Source organism: Variovorax sp. KBW07, assembly GCF_003852515.1.
Lineage (GTDB): Bacteria > Pseudomonadota > Gammaproteobacteria > Burkholderiales > Burkholderiaceae_C > Variovorax.
On the sequence record NZ_QAJK01000005.1, the window covers coordinates 41,163 to 55,462 of the forward strand.

12 protein-coding genes are annotated in these 14,300 nt (G+C 67.5%); 10 read left to right on the forward strand and 2 right to left on the reverse strand.

Going from position 1 to position 14,300, the window contains the following annotated elements; translation table 11 throughout:
* Positions 1 to 28: 28 nt before the first annotated feature.
* From DBV14_RS01240 to ygiD, 4 genes are all read left to right on the forward strand, one after another.
* Positions 29 to 940 (forward strand): ABC transporter permease, encoded by a 912-nt coding sequence (locus DBV14_RS01240; protein WP_124457377.1) that lies wholly within the window; start codon positions 29 to 31, stop codon positions 938 to 940.
* A gap of 21 nt (positions 941 to 961) precedes the next feature.
* Positions 962 to 2,032: an ABC transporter ATP-binding protein gene (locus DBV14_RS01245; protein ID WP_124457378.1), complete on the forward strand. Its 1,071-nt coding sequence runs from the start codon at positions 962 to 964 to the stop codon at positions 2,030 to 2,032.
* Positions 2,029 to 3,084, forward strand: coding sequence for an ABC transporter ATP-binding protein (locus DBV14_RS01250; protein ID WP_124457379.1), 1,056 nt, complete (start codon positions 2,029 to 2,031; stop codon positions 3,082 to 3,084). The genes DBV14_RS01245 and DBV14_RS01250 overlap by 4 nt, the downstream gene beginning before the upstream one ends.
* A 105-nt stretch (positions 3,085 to 3,189) precedes the next feature.
* Positions 3,190 to 4,122 carry a 4,5-DOPA dioxygenase extradiol gene (gene ygiD, locus DBV14_RS01255; protein WP_124457380.1) on the forward strand — a complete coding sequence of 311 codons (933 nt, stop codon included), beginning with the start codon at positions 3,190 to 3,192 and terminating at the stop codon, positions 4,120 to 4,122.
* Between the two features lie 15 nt (positions 4,123 to 4,137).
* Here ygiD and zwf read toward each other — a convergent pair whose 3' ends face one another.
* On the reverse strand, positions 4,138 to 5,610 hold the full coding sequence (zwf, locus tag DBV14_RS01260) for a glucose-6-phosphate dehydrogenase (protein ID WP_124457381.1): 1,473 nt from the start codon (positions 5,608 to 5,610) through the stop codon (positions 4,138 to 4,140).
* A 143-nt stretch (positions 5,611 to 5,753) separates the two neighbouring features.
* Here zwf and DBV14_RS01265 point away from each other — a divergent pair, with 143 nt between their 5' ends.
* From DBV14_RS01265 to DBV14_RS01280, 4 genes are read left to right on the forward strand one after another with little or no spacing between them, the layout of a single operon-like run.
* Positions 5,754 to 6,767: an ABC transporter substrate-binding protein gene (locus DBV14_RS01265; RefSeq protein ID WP_124457382.1), complete on the forward strand. Its 1,014-nt coding sequence runs from the start codon at positions 5,754 to 5,756 to the stop codon at positions 6,765 to 6,767.
* Between the two features lie 4 nt (positions 6,768 to 6,771).
* Positions 6,772 to 9,045, forward strand: a complete 2,274-nt coding sequence (locus DBV14_RS01270) for an iron ABC transporter permease (protein ID WP_124457383.1) — start codon at positions 6,772 to 6,774, stop codon at positions 9,043 to 9,045.
* Positions 9,046 to 9,100: 55 nt separating this feature from the next.
* Positions 9,101 to 10,168 (forward strand): ABC transporter ATP-binding protein, encoded by a 1,068-nt coding sequence (locus tag DBV14_RS01275; RefSeq protein WP_124457384.1) that lies wholly within the window; start codon positions 9,101 to 9,103, stop codon positions 10,166 to 10,168.
* Between the two features lie 12 nt (positions 10,169 to 10,180).
* Positions 10,181 to 10,843, forward strand: coding sequence for an HAD family phosphatase (locus tag DBV14_RS01280; RefSeq protein WP_124457385.1), 663 nt, complete (start codon positions 10,181 to 10,183; stop codon positions 10,841 to 10,843).
* Here the strand turns inward: DBV14_RS01280 and DBV14_RS01285 are convergent.
* Entirely contained in the window at positions 10,789 to 11,472 is a 684-nt protein-coding gene (locus DBV14_RS01285) for a lipocalin family protein (RefSeq protein ID WP_124457386.1), read from the reverse strand. The genes DBV14_RS01280 and DBV14_RS01285 overlap by 55 nt on opposite strands.
* A 245-nt stretch (positions 11,473 to 11,717) precedes the next feature.
* Between DBV14_RS01285 and tal the strand changes: the two genes are divergently transcribed.
* Positions 11,718 to 12,674, forward strand: a complete 957-nt coding sequence (gene tal / locus DBV14_RS01290; RefSeq protein ID WP_124457387.1) for a transaldolase — start codon at positions 11,718 to 11,720, stop codon at positions 12,672 to 12,674.
* A gap of 2 nt (positions 12,675 to 12,676) precedes the next feature.
* Entirely contained in the window at positions 12,677 to 14,230 is a 1,554-nt protein-coding gene (pgi, locus tag DBV14_RS01295; RefSeq protein WP_124457388.1) for a glucose-6-phosphate isomerase, read from the forward strand.
* Positions 14,231 to 14,300 lie beyond the last annotated feature (70 nt).

Consider the following 14,300-nt stretch of genomic DNA (forward strand, 5'->3'; position numbering starts at 1 on the left):
TTGCGGGCCCATTCCTTTTTGCCTCACGATGAAAAAAACATTTGCCCGTTGGCTCGACAGCGATGTCGGCTACAGCTTTCGCACCTCGCCGGTTGCGATGGCCGCGGCGCTCATTGCGCTGGTGTGCGTCTTCTGTTCGGTGTTTGCCGGATGGGTGTCGCCGCACAACCCCTTCGACCTTGCCACGCTGGAACTGAGCGACGCGCGCCTGCCGCCCGCATGGAGCGCCGAGGGCTCGTCCAAATACCTGCTCGGCACCGATGACCAGGGCCGTGACATTCTTTCGGCCGTCATCTACGGCGCGCGCATCTCGCTGATCGTGGGCGTGGTGTCGGTGGTGCTGTCGGTCGTCGTCGGCGTCGTCTTCGGCCTGCTGGCCGGCTTTCTCGGCGGCTGGCTCGATTCGTTCTTGATGCGCGTGTGCGACGTCATGCTGTCGTTCCCGCCCATCCTCGTGGCGCTGCTCATCGCCGGCGTCGGCCGCGCGCTTTTCCCCGGTGCGCACGAGTCGCTGGCGTTCGGCGTGCTGATCATTTCCATCTCGCTGACCGGCTGGGTGCAGTACGCCCGCACGGTGCGCGGCTCCACGCTGGTGGAGCGCAACAAGGAATACGTGCAGGCCGCGCGCGTCACCGGCGTCGCGCCGCTGCGCATCATGCTGCGCCACGTGCTGCCCAACGTGATGGGGCCGGTGATGGTGCTGGCCACCATCCAGGTCGCCACCGCGATCATCACCGAGGCCACGCTGTCTTTTCTGGGTGTCGGCGTGCCGCCGACCTCGCCTTCGCTGGGCACGCTCATCAGCATCGGCAACCAGTACCTGTTCTCGGGTGAATGGTGGATCACGGTGTTTCCGGGCCTGATGCTGGTGCTGATCGCGCTCAGCGTGAACCTGCTTGGCGACTGGCTGCGCGACGCGCTCAACCCGCGCCTGCGCTGAAGACAAAAGGAGAACGCCACCATGACGCTGCTCCAGGTCAAAGACCTCGTCGTCGAATTTCCCCATCGCCGCGGCACGCTGCGCGCGATCGACCAGATTTCATTCGACATCGCGCCCGGGGAAATCCTCGGCGTGGTGGGCGAATCGGGCGCCGGCAAATCGCTGACCGGCGCGGCCATCATCGGCCTGCTCGAACCGCCGGGCCGCGTGGCCGGCGGCCAGATCCTGCTCGAGGGCCAGCGCATCGACAACCTTGGCTTCGATGCCATGCGGCCCATTCGCGGCCGCAAGATCGGCGCGATTTTCCAGGACCCGCTGACTTCGCTGAACCCGCTCTACACGGTGGGCCGTCAATTGGTCGAGACCATTCGCGCGCACCTGCCCGTGACGGAATCGGAAGCGCGCAAGCGCGCCATCGGCCTGCTGCAAGACACCGGCATTCCCGCCGCCGAGCAGCGCATCGACCACTTCCCGCACCAGTTCTCGGGCGGCATGCGGCAGCGCGTGGTGATCGCGCTGGCGCTCGCGGCCGAGCCCAAGCTCATCGTCGCGGACGAGCCGACCACCGCCCTCGACGTGTCAATCCAGGCGCAGATCATCCAGTTGCTCAAGCGCATCTGCAAGGACCGCGGCGCCGCCGTCATGCTCATCACGCACGACATGGGCGTGATCGCCGAGACGTGCGACCGCGTGGCCGTGATGTACGCCGGCCGCATCGCCGAGATCGGCCCGGTGCACGAGGTGATCCACCAACCCTCGCACCCTTACACCTCGGGCCTGATGGCATCGATTCCCGACATGGCGAGCGACCGCGAGCGGCTCAACCAGATCGACGGCGCCATGCCGCGCCTGAATGCCATTCCGACCGGCTGCGCCTACAACCCGCGCTGCCCGCGCACCTTTGCGCGCTGCCTGACCGACCGGCCCGAGCTGATGCACGCCGGCGCCACGCGTGCCGCCTGCTGGCTGCACGATGCGGCCGACCCGCATGCCGGCCAGGCCGAGATTGCGGCGAAGCACCACGATGCCCTGGCGGCCGGCGAACGCGCCACGCCCGAAGCGGCCGAACCGCTCGCCGAGGTGAACCGATGAGCGCCGTGATCGAACCCCGCAAGGACACGGCAAGCACCGCCGCGACCGTTTCTACCGCCGGTGAGCCGCTCGTGGTGGCGCACGACCTCGCGCGCACCTTCGACGTGTCGCCGCCCTGGCTCAACCGTGTGCTCGAGCGCAAGCCGCGCGTGCTGCTGCATGCCGTCGATGGCGTGAGTTTTTCCATCGAACGCGGCAAGACGCTGGCACTGGTGGGCGAATCTGGCTGCGGCAAGAGCACCGTGGCGCGCCTGCTGGTCGGCCTCTATGCGCCGACCCGCGGCGGGCTGCAGTTCGACGGGCAGGACGCGCACGCCGCGTTCAAGACGCCCGAGGGCCGCAAGCTGCGCCGCCGCATCCAGATGATCTTTCAAGACCCCTACGCGAGCCTGAACCCGCGCTGGATCGTCGAAGACATCATCGGAGAGCCGCTGCGCGAGCACGACATCCTCACCGACAAGGCCGCGCTGCGCGAGCGCGTGGGCGAGTTGCTCAAGTCGGTCGGCCTCTCGCCGCTGGACATGAGCAAATACCCGCACCAGTTCTCGGGCGGCCAGCGCCAGCGCATTTCGATTGCGCGCGCACTCGCCACGCAGCCCGAGTTCCTGGTGTGCGACGAGCCTACGTCGGCGCTCGACGTGAGCGTGCAGGCCCAGGTGCTCAACATCATGAAGGACCTGCAGCGCGAGCAGGGCCTGACCTATCTCTTCATCTCGCACAACCTGGCCGTGGTGCGCCATGTGGCCGACCAGGTCGGCGTGATGTACCTTGGCCGGCTGGTCGAGGTGGCCGACAAGCAGAAGCTTTTCGCAGAGCCGCAGCATCCGTACACCCGCATGCTGCTCGACGCGATTCCGCAGATGAAGCACACGGGGCGCCAGCGCACGCCGGTGCAGGGCGAGGTGCCCAATCCGCTGAATCCGCCGACGGGCTGTGCCTTTCATCCGCGTTGCCCGCACGCCAATGCGCGGTGTTCGTCGGAACGGCCGAAGCTGCTGAGCATCAAGGGCGTGCAGGTGGCTTGCCATGCGGCCGAGGAAGGCCGGATCTAGCCAGAGCGTGCGCGTGGTGGCCGCCAAGTCGCGGAAAGTGTGCGTAAACGCACCGCGCCCTGGCGAGCGGCGCTGCACAGTAGCGCGGCTTTCCCGAATGGCGCCATGGCAATCACGACAACGACTCTTCTGAACCGCACCCGGCCCGCGATGCCGGAGCCCGGACGCCGGGGCTTTCTCATGGGTTCCGCGCTCGGCGCGACCGCGGCGCTCGCCTCGCTGGCTTCTTTCTCGCACGCGGCGCAGGGTGCGCCGGCGCGGCGCATGCCCGTCGTCTTCATCGGCCACGGCACGCCCATGAACGCGATTGCCGACAACGCATTCACCCGCCGCCTGTCCGCATGGGGGCGCGAGCTTCCCCGGCCGTCGGCCATCCTCAGTGTGTCCGCGCACTGGCTCAGCCGCGGCGCCACCGGCGTCACCGTGCAGGAGCGGCCGAAGACGATTCACGATTTCGGCGGCTTTCCGCAGGCGTTGTTCGATGTCGAGTACCCGGCACCGGGCCATCCGCTGCTGGCACGCGAGGCCATCGGCGTGGTGAAGCAAACGCCCGTCATCGCCACCGAGCAATGGGGCCTGGACCACGGCACGTGGTCGGTGCTGAAGCACCTCTACCCGAAGGCCGATATTCCGGTGTTCCAGCTCAGCATCGACTACGACAAGCCGGCCGCCTTTCACTACGCCGTGGGCCGCGACCTCGCGGCGCTGCGTGACCAGGGCGTGCTCGTGATGGGCAGCGGCAACGTGGTGCACAACCTGCGGGCCACCGACCGCGGAACCGCGGACGGTCCGAAGGCCAGCCGGCCCTGGGCGCAATCTTTCGACGACGCGGTGAAGTCCGCGCTGGCGGGCCGCGATGACCGCGCCCTGGTCGGCTATGAAAAGCTGGAAGGCGCGTCAACCGCCGTCGCCACGCCGGACCACTACTTTCCTTTTCTCTACGCCCTCGGCGCTGCAGGCGCCAGCGAGCGCGCGAAGACGGTCTACGAGGGGTTCCAGTCGGGCACGCTCAGCATGCGCTGCCTGCAGTTCGGCTGACCGGCTGGCCGGCTGCTACTGCTCTTCGCCCCACGAGAAACCGTCGCGCGCGATCATTGCGCTCGATGCGCTTGGCCCCCAGGTGCCGGCCGCGTAGGGGCGCGGGCCGCCGTCGGATTCCCAGCTGTCGATCAGCGGCTCGACCCAGCGCCATGCTTCTTCCTGCTCGTCGCTGCGCACGAACAGGTTGAGCCGGCCGTCGATCACGTCGAGCAGCAGGCGTTCGTAGGCGCCCACGCGTTCGGCGCCGAAGCGCTTGTCGAAGTCCAGGTCGAGCTGCACCGGCGCCAGTTGCGCGGCGGCGCTCTGGTTGCCGTTGGTGCGCTGGCGGTTGTCTTGCGCCTGCGCGAGCATGTGCAGCTCCAGCCCGTCCTTGGGCTGCAGGTTGATCACCAGCTTGTTGACGCTGCCGGCGGGCGCGCGGTAGATCGCGTGCGGCGTCGGCCTGAAGTTGACCTCGATGCGCGCATCGCGCGACGCCAGCCGCTTGCCGGTGCGGATGTAGAAGGGCACGCCGGCCCAGCGCCAGTTGGCGATTTCGGTGCGCAGCGCCACGAAGGTCTCGGTGCGGCTGTCGGGGCTCACGCCGGGCTCGTCCTTGTAGCCCTGCACCCGCTCGCCATAGGCCGTGCCGGCCGTGTACTGGCCGCGCACCGCATGCAGGCTCAGGCTCTCGGGCGTCCAGGGCTTGAGCGCGCGCAACACCTTCAGCTTTTCGTCGCGGATGGCATCGGCGTGCGAGTTGATCGGCGGCTCCATGCCGATGGCGCACAGCAGCTGCAGCGCGTGGTTCTGCACCATGTCGCGCAACGCGCCGGTCTGGTCGTAGAAGGCGCCGCGCTTCTCGACGCCCAGGTCTTCGGCCATGGTGATCTGGATGTTGGCGATGTGCTCGCGGCGCCAGATGGGCTCGAACAGCGCATTGCCGAAGCGCATGGCGAACAGGTTCTGCACCGAAGGCTTGCCCAGGTAGTGGTCGATGCGAAAGACCTGCTTTTCTTCGAGCACCTTGCCCACCGCGGCGTTGATGGCGCGGTTCGACGCCAGGTCGTGGCCCAGCGGCTTTTCGAGCACGATGCGCGTCTTCGGCCCGTTCAGGCCGGCGGCGGCAATCTGCTCGACCACCTGGGTGAACAGCGCCGGCGCCGTGGCCACGTACATCACCACGGTCTTGGCGTCGCGCTGCTTGAGCAGGTCCGCCAGCCTGGCGTAGTCGTCGGGCTTGGACAGGTCCATGCGCAGGTAGTGCAGCATGGAAGCGAACTTCTTGAACTCTTCCGGCGAGGGCCGCTTGGCCCCTTCGACCGCGCTGAAGCGCGACTGGATCAGCTCGCGGTACTGGTCGTCCGACAGGTCGTCCCGGGCCACGCCGACGATGCGGCCGTCCGGCGGCAGGCTGCCGTGCCGGAATGCCTGGAACAGCGCGGGCATGAGCTTGCGCCACGCGAGATCGCCGGTACCGCCGAACAGAACGAGATCGAAGCTCATGAGAAAACTTTCCTTTGTCTGAGTGCCGAGCAGGCAGTGTGCCAGTCGCGATGGTACTTGTACCGATTCGCGGAATCTGTACTAAAGCTACGCTCGCCTGTGGCCGCAAGGCCTTTTTTTTATTGCTGAGGCAGGGATTCCCAATGAAGAACAAAATTCTCACCGCCGCCGCACTGCTGGGCCTGTCGGCCGCCGCGTCGGCACAGACCGTGAACGTGATCTGCTCGGTACAGGCCGAGTGGTGCAATGTGATCTCGACGGTGTATGCCCGCACCACCGGCGTGCGCATCAACATGGCGCTCAAGGGCTCGGGCGAGGCGCTGGCCCAGCTCATCGCCGAAAAAGAAAACCCCAAGACCGACGTCTGGTTCGGCGGCACCGGCGACCCGCACCTGCAGGCGGCCGAACAGGGCCTGACGCTCGAATACAAGTCGCCCACGCTCACGCAGCTGCACCCCTGGGCCCAGCAGCAGGCCAAGCAGTCGGGCTACAAGACGGTCGGCATCTATTCGGGCCCGCTGGGCTTCGGCTACAACCCCGAGCTGCTGGCCAAGAAGAAGCTGCCCGTGCCCAAGACCTGGGGCGACCTTCTCAAGCCCGAATACAAGGGCGACATCCAGGTGGCCAACCCCGCGTCGAGCGGCACGGCCTACACCATGATCGCCACGCTGGTGCAGATGATGGGCGAGGACAAGGCCTTCGACTATTTGAAGGCACTGCATAGGAACGTTGGCCAGTACACCCGCTCGGGCACCGGCCCCATCAAGGCCGTGGCGCGCGGCGAAACCGCGATTTCCATCAGCTTCGTGCACGATGGCCCGGGCGAGAAGATGCAGGGCTTCCCGGTCGAGACCATCACGCCGAGCGACGGCACCGGCGCCGAAATCGGCTCCATGAGCATCATCAAGGGCGCGCGCAACCTCGACGCCGCCAAGAAGTTCTACGAATGGGCGCTGACGCCCGCCGCGCAGGAACTGGGCGCCGCCAACAAGCAGTTCCAGCTGCCCAGCAACGTTAACGCCAAGCTCGACTCGCGCATTCCCGACTTCAAGAAGATCAAGTTCATCAACTACGACTACGCGAAATACGGCGCCAGCGCCGAGCGCCGCCGCCTGATCGCGCGCTGGGAAAAAGACGTCAACTCGTTGCCGCGCTGAGCCAGTGGTCACCGTTGCTGCCGGCACCGGGCCGGTCAATCCGGCTTCAGTGGCCGCTGCCCGGCGCTCGCAGCGCTGGATCTGGGCCTGGGTCGCGCTGGGCTTTGCGGGCTATCTGCTGCTGCCCTGGTACGCCATTCAGGACGCCACCTGGTACGAGGCCGTTCCGCAGGTCTTCGGCAGCGCCGAGGGCGCCAATGGCCTGATGCAGGCCGCGACGCAGGGGCGCGGCTGGCTCTTCATCGGGCTCGCGGGCCTGTCGATGTGCGCCGTGGGCGCGTGGCTGCCGGCGGGCCGGGCGCAAGGGCGCTGGCTGCTGGCGGGCGGTGCCATCGGTGCCATCGGCCTGTCGGTCGCGGGCTTCGCCATCGGCGCGCGGGGCTGGAGCTTCGCGGCGCTCAACGCGCAGTTCGGCGAACTCGCCATCAACCAGTTCGGCATCGGCGCGGGCGGCTTCGTGGCGCTCACCGCGCTGGTGCTGCTGGCCGCCTTCGGCATTGCGCGGCTCGGCCTGTTCAAGGGCGACCTGTTCGTTGCTGCCGCGGTCATCGGCTGCGGCGTGCTGATGGCGCTGTTCATCGCCTATCCGGTGAGCAAGGCGCTGTCGGGCGCCTTCTTCAACGAAGACGGGCAGTGGTCGATCAGCGCCTTCATTGCGCGCGTGTTCACCGAGCGCATCTGGGGCGTGGGCTGCCTGTCGGGCGGCGTGCGCTGCGGCGTGGCCTGGAACACGCTGGTGCTGGCGCTGCTGACGGCGGCGGGCACCACCTTCCTGGGCACCCTGATGGCGCTGATGGCCGAGCGCGGCAGCAAGCGTGGGCAGGGCGTGCTGCGCGTGCTGGCGCTGTTGCCGATCATCACGCCGCCCTTCGTGGTCGGCCTGGGCCTGATCCTGCTGTTCGGCCGCGCCGGCATCGTCAACCAGGTGCTGGAAAACGTGTTCGGCATCGAGCCCACGCGCTGGTTCTATGGCATGCCGGGCGTGCTGGTGGCACAGCTGTTCGCCTTCACGCCCATCGCCTTCATGATCATGCGCGGCGTGGTGCAGGGCATCGCGCCCAGCCTCGAAGAAGCTGCGCAGATGCTGCGTGCCGACCGGCGCCGCACCTTCTTCACCATCACGCTGCCGCTGTTGAAGCCCGGCCTGGCCAACGCCTTCCTGGTGGGCTTCATCGAAAGCATTGCCGACTTCGGCAACCCGGTGGTGGTGGGCGGCCAGTTCTCGGTGCTGTCGACCGACATCTTCTTTGCCATCGTCGGCGCGCAGTACGACCAGGGCCGCGCGGCGTCGCTGGCCTGGGTGCTTACGATGTTCGCGCTCGGCGTGTTCGCGCTGCAGCGCGGCCTGCTGGGCAAACAGAACTACACCACCGTCAGCGGCAAGGGCGACGCGGGTATTGCCATGGCGCTGCCCGACGGCGTGCGCCGCACCATCTACTGCATTGCGCTGCCGTGGATCGCGTTCACCGTGGTCGTCTACCTGTTTGCCTTCGCGGGCGGCTTCGTGCAGACCTGGGGCCGCGACTACACCTTCACGCTGAACCACTTCAAGAGCGCCTTCGCACTCGAGTGGGGGCAGTTCGGGCTGGTGTGGGCCGGCACCGCATGGAACTCGCTCATCACCACGCTCAAGCTCGCGGGCATCTCTGCGCCGATCACCGCGGCGCTGGGCCTGCTGATCGCGTGGCTGCTGGCGCGCAACGAGTTCAAGGGGCAGGGCGCCTTCGAATTCGGCGCGCTGCTGGCCTTTGCCATTCCGGGCACGGTGCTGGGCGTGAGCTACATCCTGGCCTTCAACGTGCCGCCGTTGGAGCTCACGGGGACCGGGCTGATCATCGTGCTGTGCTTCATGTTCCGCAACCTGCCGGTGGGCGTGCGGGCCGGCACGGCGGCCTTCAAGCAGCTCGACCGCTCGCTTGACGAAGCCTCGCTGATGCTGCGCGCATCGACCTCGCAGACGCTCTTCAAGGTGGTGCTGCCGCTGCTCAAGCCTGCGCTGGTGGCCGCGCTGGTCTACAGCTTCGTGCGCGCCATGACGACGGTGAGCGCGGTGATCTTCCTGGTCACGGCGGAGAACGAGCTGGCGACCACCTACATCATCGGCCGCGTCGGCAATGGCGACTACGGCATCGCGCTGGCCTACTGCACGGTGCTCATGATCCTGATGTCACTGGCCATTGCGCTGGTGCAGTTCGTGGTCGGGGAGCGCAAGCTGGGGCGGCGCGGGGCCGCGCCCAAGCACCAAGGGCATCACAAAATGGAAAGCCTCTCGGCATGAGCCGCAGGGCCGCTCCCAAGGCGAATATCGAAGTGCGGAGCACGGAGACTACTTAATGAACGGCATCGAATTTCGCAACGTCACCAAGCGCTACGGCACCGACGCCAGTGCGCCGATGGCCGTCAAGGGCATCAGCTTCGAGGTGCCGGTGGGCACGCTCACCACCATCCTCGGCCCCTCGGGCTGCGGCAAGACGACCACGCTGCGCATGATCGCGGGGCTCGAATCGCCCACATCGGGCTCGATCTTCATGGGCGGGCGCGACGTCACCACGCTGGGCCCGGCCGAGCGCAACGTCAGCATGATGTTCCAGAGCTACGCGCTGTTCCCGCACATGAACGTGATCGAGAACGTGGGCTATGGCCTGCGCATGAGCGGCGTGAAGAAGAACGAAGCCACCGACCGGGCGCGCGAGGCGCTGCGCGGCGTGGGCCTTGTCGGCTTCGACGAGCGGCTGCCCAGCGAGCTCTCGGGCGGCCAGCAGCAGCGCGTGGCACTGGCGCGCGCGCTGGTGCTCGAGCCCGCGGTGCTGCTGTTCGACGAGCCGCTGTCCAACCTCGACGCCCGCCTGCGGCGCGAGATGCGGGAAGAAATCCGCGCGCTGCAGCAGCGGCTGAAGCTCACCGTGGCCTACGTCACGCACGACCAGAGCGAGGCATTGGCCGTGAGCGACCAGATCATCGTGATGGACCACGGCGTGATCGCCCAGCGCGGCACGCCCGAGCAGCTGTATGGCCGGCCCGAGAGCGAATTCGTCGCCGGTTTCATGGGCGAGGCCATGGTGTTCCCGGCCGTGGCAGAAGCGGACGGCAGCGTGGCTTTGGGCCCGCTGCGCCTGCAGCCGCGCTACGCGGTCGCGCCCGGCACGGTGAAGGTCGCGGTGCGGCCCGAGGCCTGGCGGATCGGTGCGAGCGGCTTGAGTGGCGTGAGCGGCGCCGGTGGCGGCTTGCCGGCCACCTTGCGCAAGGCCGCCTACCTCGGCAGTTTCTACGAATATGGCTTCGACACCACGCTGGGGCCGGTCTTCGTGGTATCGACCGACCTGTCGCAGCCGCTGGCCGCGGGCGCGCAGGCCACGCTGTCGCTCGGAGCCCATGGCGTGAGCGTGGTGCCCGGGCCATGAAACAATGGCGCCATGAACGTGGTTTTCGATCTTGGCGCCGTGCTGTTCGCATGGGAGCCCACACGGCTGGTACAGGCCCATCTCGCCCCGCACGCACCCACTGAGGCTGCCGCCGCGGCCCTGGGACGGGCACTTTTCCATCACGACGACTGGACCAGTTTCGATTGCGGCACCCGCACGCTCGACGACGCCATCGCGCGCATGTCGGCCCGGCTGTCGCTGCCGGCCGAGCCGCTGCACGCCATGCTCGACTCGCTGGGCGAGCGGCTGGCGCCGATCGACGTCACCGTGGGCATGCTCGAAGAGCTGATGGCCCACCGCGAAGCCGGGCAACCGCTGCGGCTGTACTACCTGTCGAACATGCCGGCACCCTATGCCCGAGCCATCGAGCACCGGCATGCCTTCATGCGGCGCTTCGACGGCGGCGTGTTCTCGGGCGACGTGAAATTCCTCAAACCGGATCGTGAAATCTACGAGGTGCTGGCGATGCGCTACGCGCTCGACGCGGCACAAACCGTGTTCATCGACGATTCGGCCGCCAACGTCGAGGCGGCGCGCGCCTTCGGCTGGCAGGCCATCCACTGCACCGCGCCGGCCACGCTGCCATCGCAGCTGGCGCGCTACCTGCCGGTCAGCACCACCTTGTCGGTGTCGAACCCCAGGCTGCGGGCGTAGTCCAGTTCGGCCTGCAGCACCGCGTCGTCCAGGCGCGGGGCGCGCGACAGCACCCACAGGTACTGGCGGTCGGGTGTGCCGACCAGCGACACCTGGTATTCGCGGTCGAGCTTCAGGATCCAGTAGTCGCCCCAGACCATCGGCAGCCAGCTGAGCCACGAGGGCGCAAAGCGCACCGCGAGGCGGCCTGCGCCGGGTTGGCCCGCCACGGGCACCACGCGCGCGGTGCCGATGGCCTCGTCGAAATTGCCGTCGGCCCGCACGCAGCGGTTGAGCACCTGCACGGTGCCATCGGGCTGCGGCGTGTACTCGGCGGTCACCGGGCCGGCGCACTGCTTCTGGAAGCGGTTCGGCAGGCGGGCCTGCTCATGCCACATGCCGGCGTAGCGCTGCAGGTCGACCGGCGCCACCACCTGCAGCGGCGCACGCATCAGCGGCGCGCCATCGGCAGGGCCGGCCACCTGGGCGCGGGCGGTGCGTGCGGCGCCCAGCGCGAGCCAGGTCGCCACGCCGCCCACGACGAAGGCGGTGGCCATGGCACCGATGGCGGCACTGGTGCGGCGGTCGTCGAAGGGCCTGACGGCGGCGGCAGAAGCAACAGGCGCTGCGGGGCGTTGGCGAAGGGACATGGGGGCACTCCTCTGGGGTCGAACAATTGGCATCTGGCGTAGAGCCCAGAGTAGTGCCGCGCAACGGAGGATCCCCGTCAGCCACGGACCACAGCCCATGTAGGGCAGGGCGGCCGGACGGACAACCCCACGGGCAACAGGCTGATGCAAGCGCGTGAAAACCCGTGCTACGGTGCGCATGAAAACATCGGCTGACGCGCAACTGCGTGCAGGACTTGTCACAACCCGCACAGGATAATGATTTCATGAACCAACTCGATGCCCTCCGCCAGTGGACCACCGTGGTTGCCGATACCGGCGACTTCAAGCAGCTCAGCGTTTCCAAGCCGCAGGACGCGACGACCAATCCGTCGCTGATCCTCAAGGCCGTGCAGAAGCCCGAATACCGGCCGCTGCTCGACGAAACCGTGAAGAAGCACGCCGGCAAGCCGCTCGACGAGGTCATCGACCGCCTGCTGGTGAATTTCGGCACCGAGATCCTGCAGATCATTCCGGGCCGCGTGTCGACCGAAGTCGACGCCCGCCTGTCTTTCGACACTGCCGCCACCGTGGCCCGCGGCGAGCGCATCGTGGCGCTCTACAAGGCCGAAGGCATCGACACCGAGAAGCGCCTGCTCATCAAGGTGGCTTCCACGTGGGAGGGCATCGAGGCCGCCCGCGCGCTGGAGCAGAAGGGCATTCGCACCAACCTCACGCTGCTGTTCTCGTTCGCGCAGGCCGTGGCTTGCGGGGCGGCGGGCGTGCAGCTCATCTCGCCTTTCGTGGGCCGCATCTACGACTGGTACAAGAAATCGGCCGGCGCCAAGTGGGACGAAGCCGCCAGCGCCGGTGCCAACGACCCCGGCGTGAAGTCGGTGCGCGAGATCTTCAACTACTACAAGCAGCACGGCATCAAGACCGAGGTCATGGGCGCGAGCTTCCGCAACGTGGGGCAGATCAAGGCGCTGGCCGGTTGCGACCTGCTGACCATCAGCCCCGAGCTGCTGGCCGAACTGGCCGCGAGCAACGAGCCGCTCGAGCATGCGCTCGACGCCAAGGCTGCGGCCAAGGGTGACGCCAAGAAGGTGAGCTACGACGAAGCCGGCTTCCGCTTCGCGCTCAATGAAGACGCCATGGCCACCGAGAAGCTCGCAGAGGGCATCCGCGCCTTCGCGGCCGACGCCGTGAAGCTCGAAAAGCTCATGCAGGAAAGCGGCAAGTAAACATGGCCATGACCCTTCGCTGCGACCGTGCGCCGGCCTGGGCGCAACTGCAGTCTTATTTCGATATCGCGGGGCGCCAGTTCGACGTGCGCCATGCCTTCGTCGACGACGCCGGCCGCTACGAACGCTTCAGCCAGGAAGCGCCGCACGTGTTTGCCGACCTGTCGAAGAACCTGGTCGACAAGCGCACCGAAGAACTGTTGCTGGCGCTGGCCCGCGAGTGCGGCCTCGAAGCGCACCGCGACGCGATGTTCGCGGGCGAGCACATCAACAACACCGAAGACCGCGCCGTGCTGCACACGCTGCTGCGCGCGCCGGCCGATGCGCCGACCGGCCCGAAGACTGCCAACGAGCTGCGCGAAGTGCACGCCACGCTCGACGCCATGCTGGCCTATGCCGAGAAGGTGCGCGGCGACCACACCATCACCGACGTGGTCAACATCGGCATCGGCGGCTCCGACCTCGGCCCGCAGATGGCGGTGCTGGCGCTGGCCGAGTTCGCGGCGCCGGGCAAGCGCTTTCATTTCGTCTCGAACGTCGATGGTCACGAGCTGGCCGGCGTGTTGAAGGGCCTGGCACCGGAGCACACGCTGTTCCTGATCGCCTCGAAGACCTTCACCACCACCGAGACGATGACCAACGCGCTCTCGGCCAAGCGTTGGTACGAGCAATCGGGCGGCACCGACATTGCGGGCCACTTCGCGGCGCTGACCACCAACGTGGCAGCGGCGAACAAGTTCGGCATCGAAACCACCTTCGGTTTCTGGGACTGGGTGGGCGGCCGCTATTCGCTGTGGTCGGCCATCGGCCTGCCGATTGCGCTGGCCATCGGCCCCGAGGGTTTTCGCCGCCTGCTGGCGGGTGCGCATGCCATGGACGAGCACTTCCGCACGGCGCCGCTCGAGAAGAACCTGCCGGTGCGGCTGGGCCTGCTGGACGTCTGGTATCGCAACTTCCACAAGTTCACCAGCCGCGGCATCGCGCCGTACCACAGCGCGTTGAAGCGCCTGCCGGCGTACCTGCAGCAGCTGGAGATGGAAAGCAACGGCAAGCAGGTCGATGCGAGCGGAAAGCCGGTTGCTTTCGGCACGTCGCCGGTGCTGTGGGGCGAGCCGGGCACCAACGGCCAGCACGCGTATTTCCAGATGCTGCACCAGGGCACGGACGTGATCCCGCTCGAATTCCTGGCGGTGCGCGATGCGGCGCACGACCTGGAGGGCCACCACCCGAAGTTGTTGGCGAATGCGCTGGCGCAGGCGCAGGCGTTGATGGTGGGCAAGCTCGACGAGGGCGGCCACAAGAACTTTCCGGGCAACCGGCCGAGCACGTTCTTCGTGTTCGAGAAGCTGACGCCGGAGGCACTCGGTGCGTTCCTGGCGCTGTACGAGCACCGCGTGTTCACCAGCGGTGCGTTGTGGGGCATCAACAGCTTCGACCAGTGGGGAGTGGAGCTGGGCAAGGTACTGGCGAAAGACATCGAGCCGCGTCTTGCTTCGGGCGACATCATGGGGCTTGACGCCTCTACGGCTGGGCTGCTGAAGCGCTTGAGCTCCTGAGTCTTTCCTGGGGCTGTCTGGGGCGCTGTTGTTCAGTTGCCTTCGGGGCGACGCCCACGCCGACGGTGTG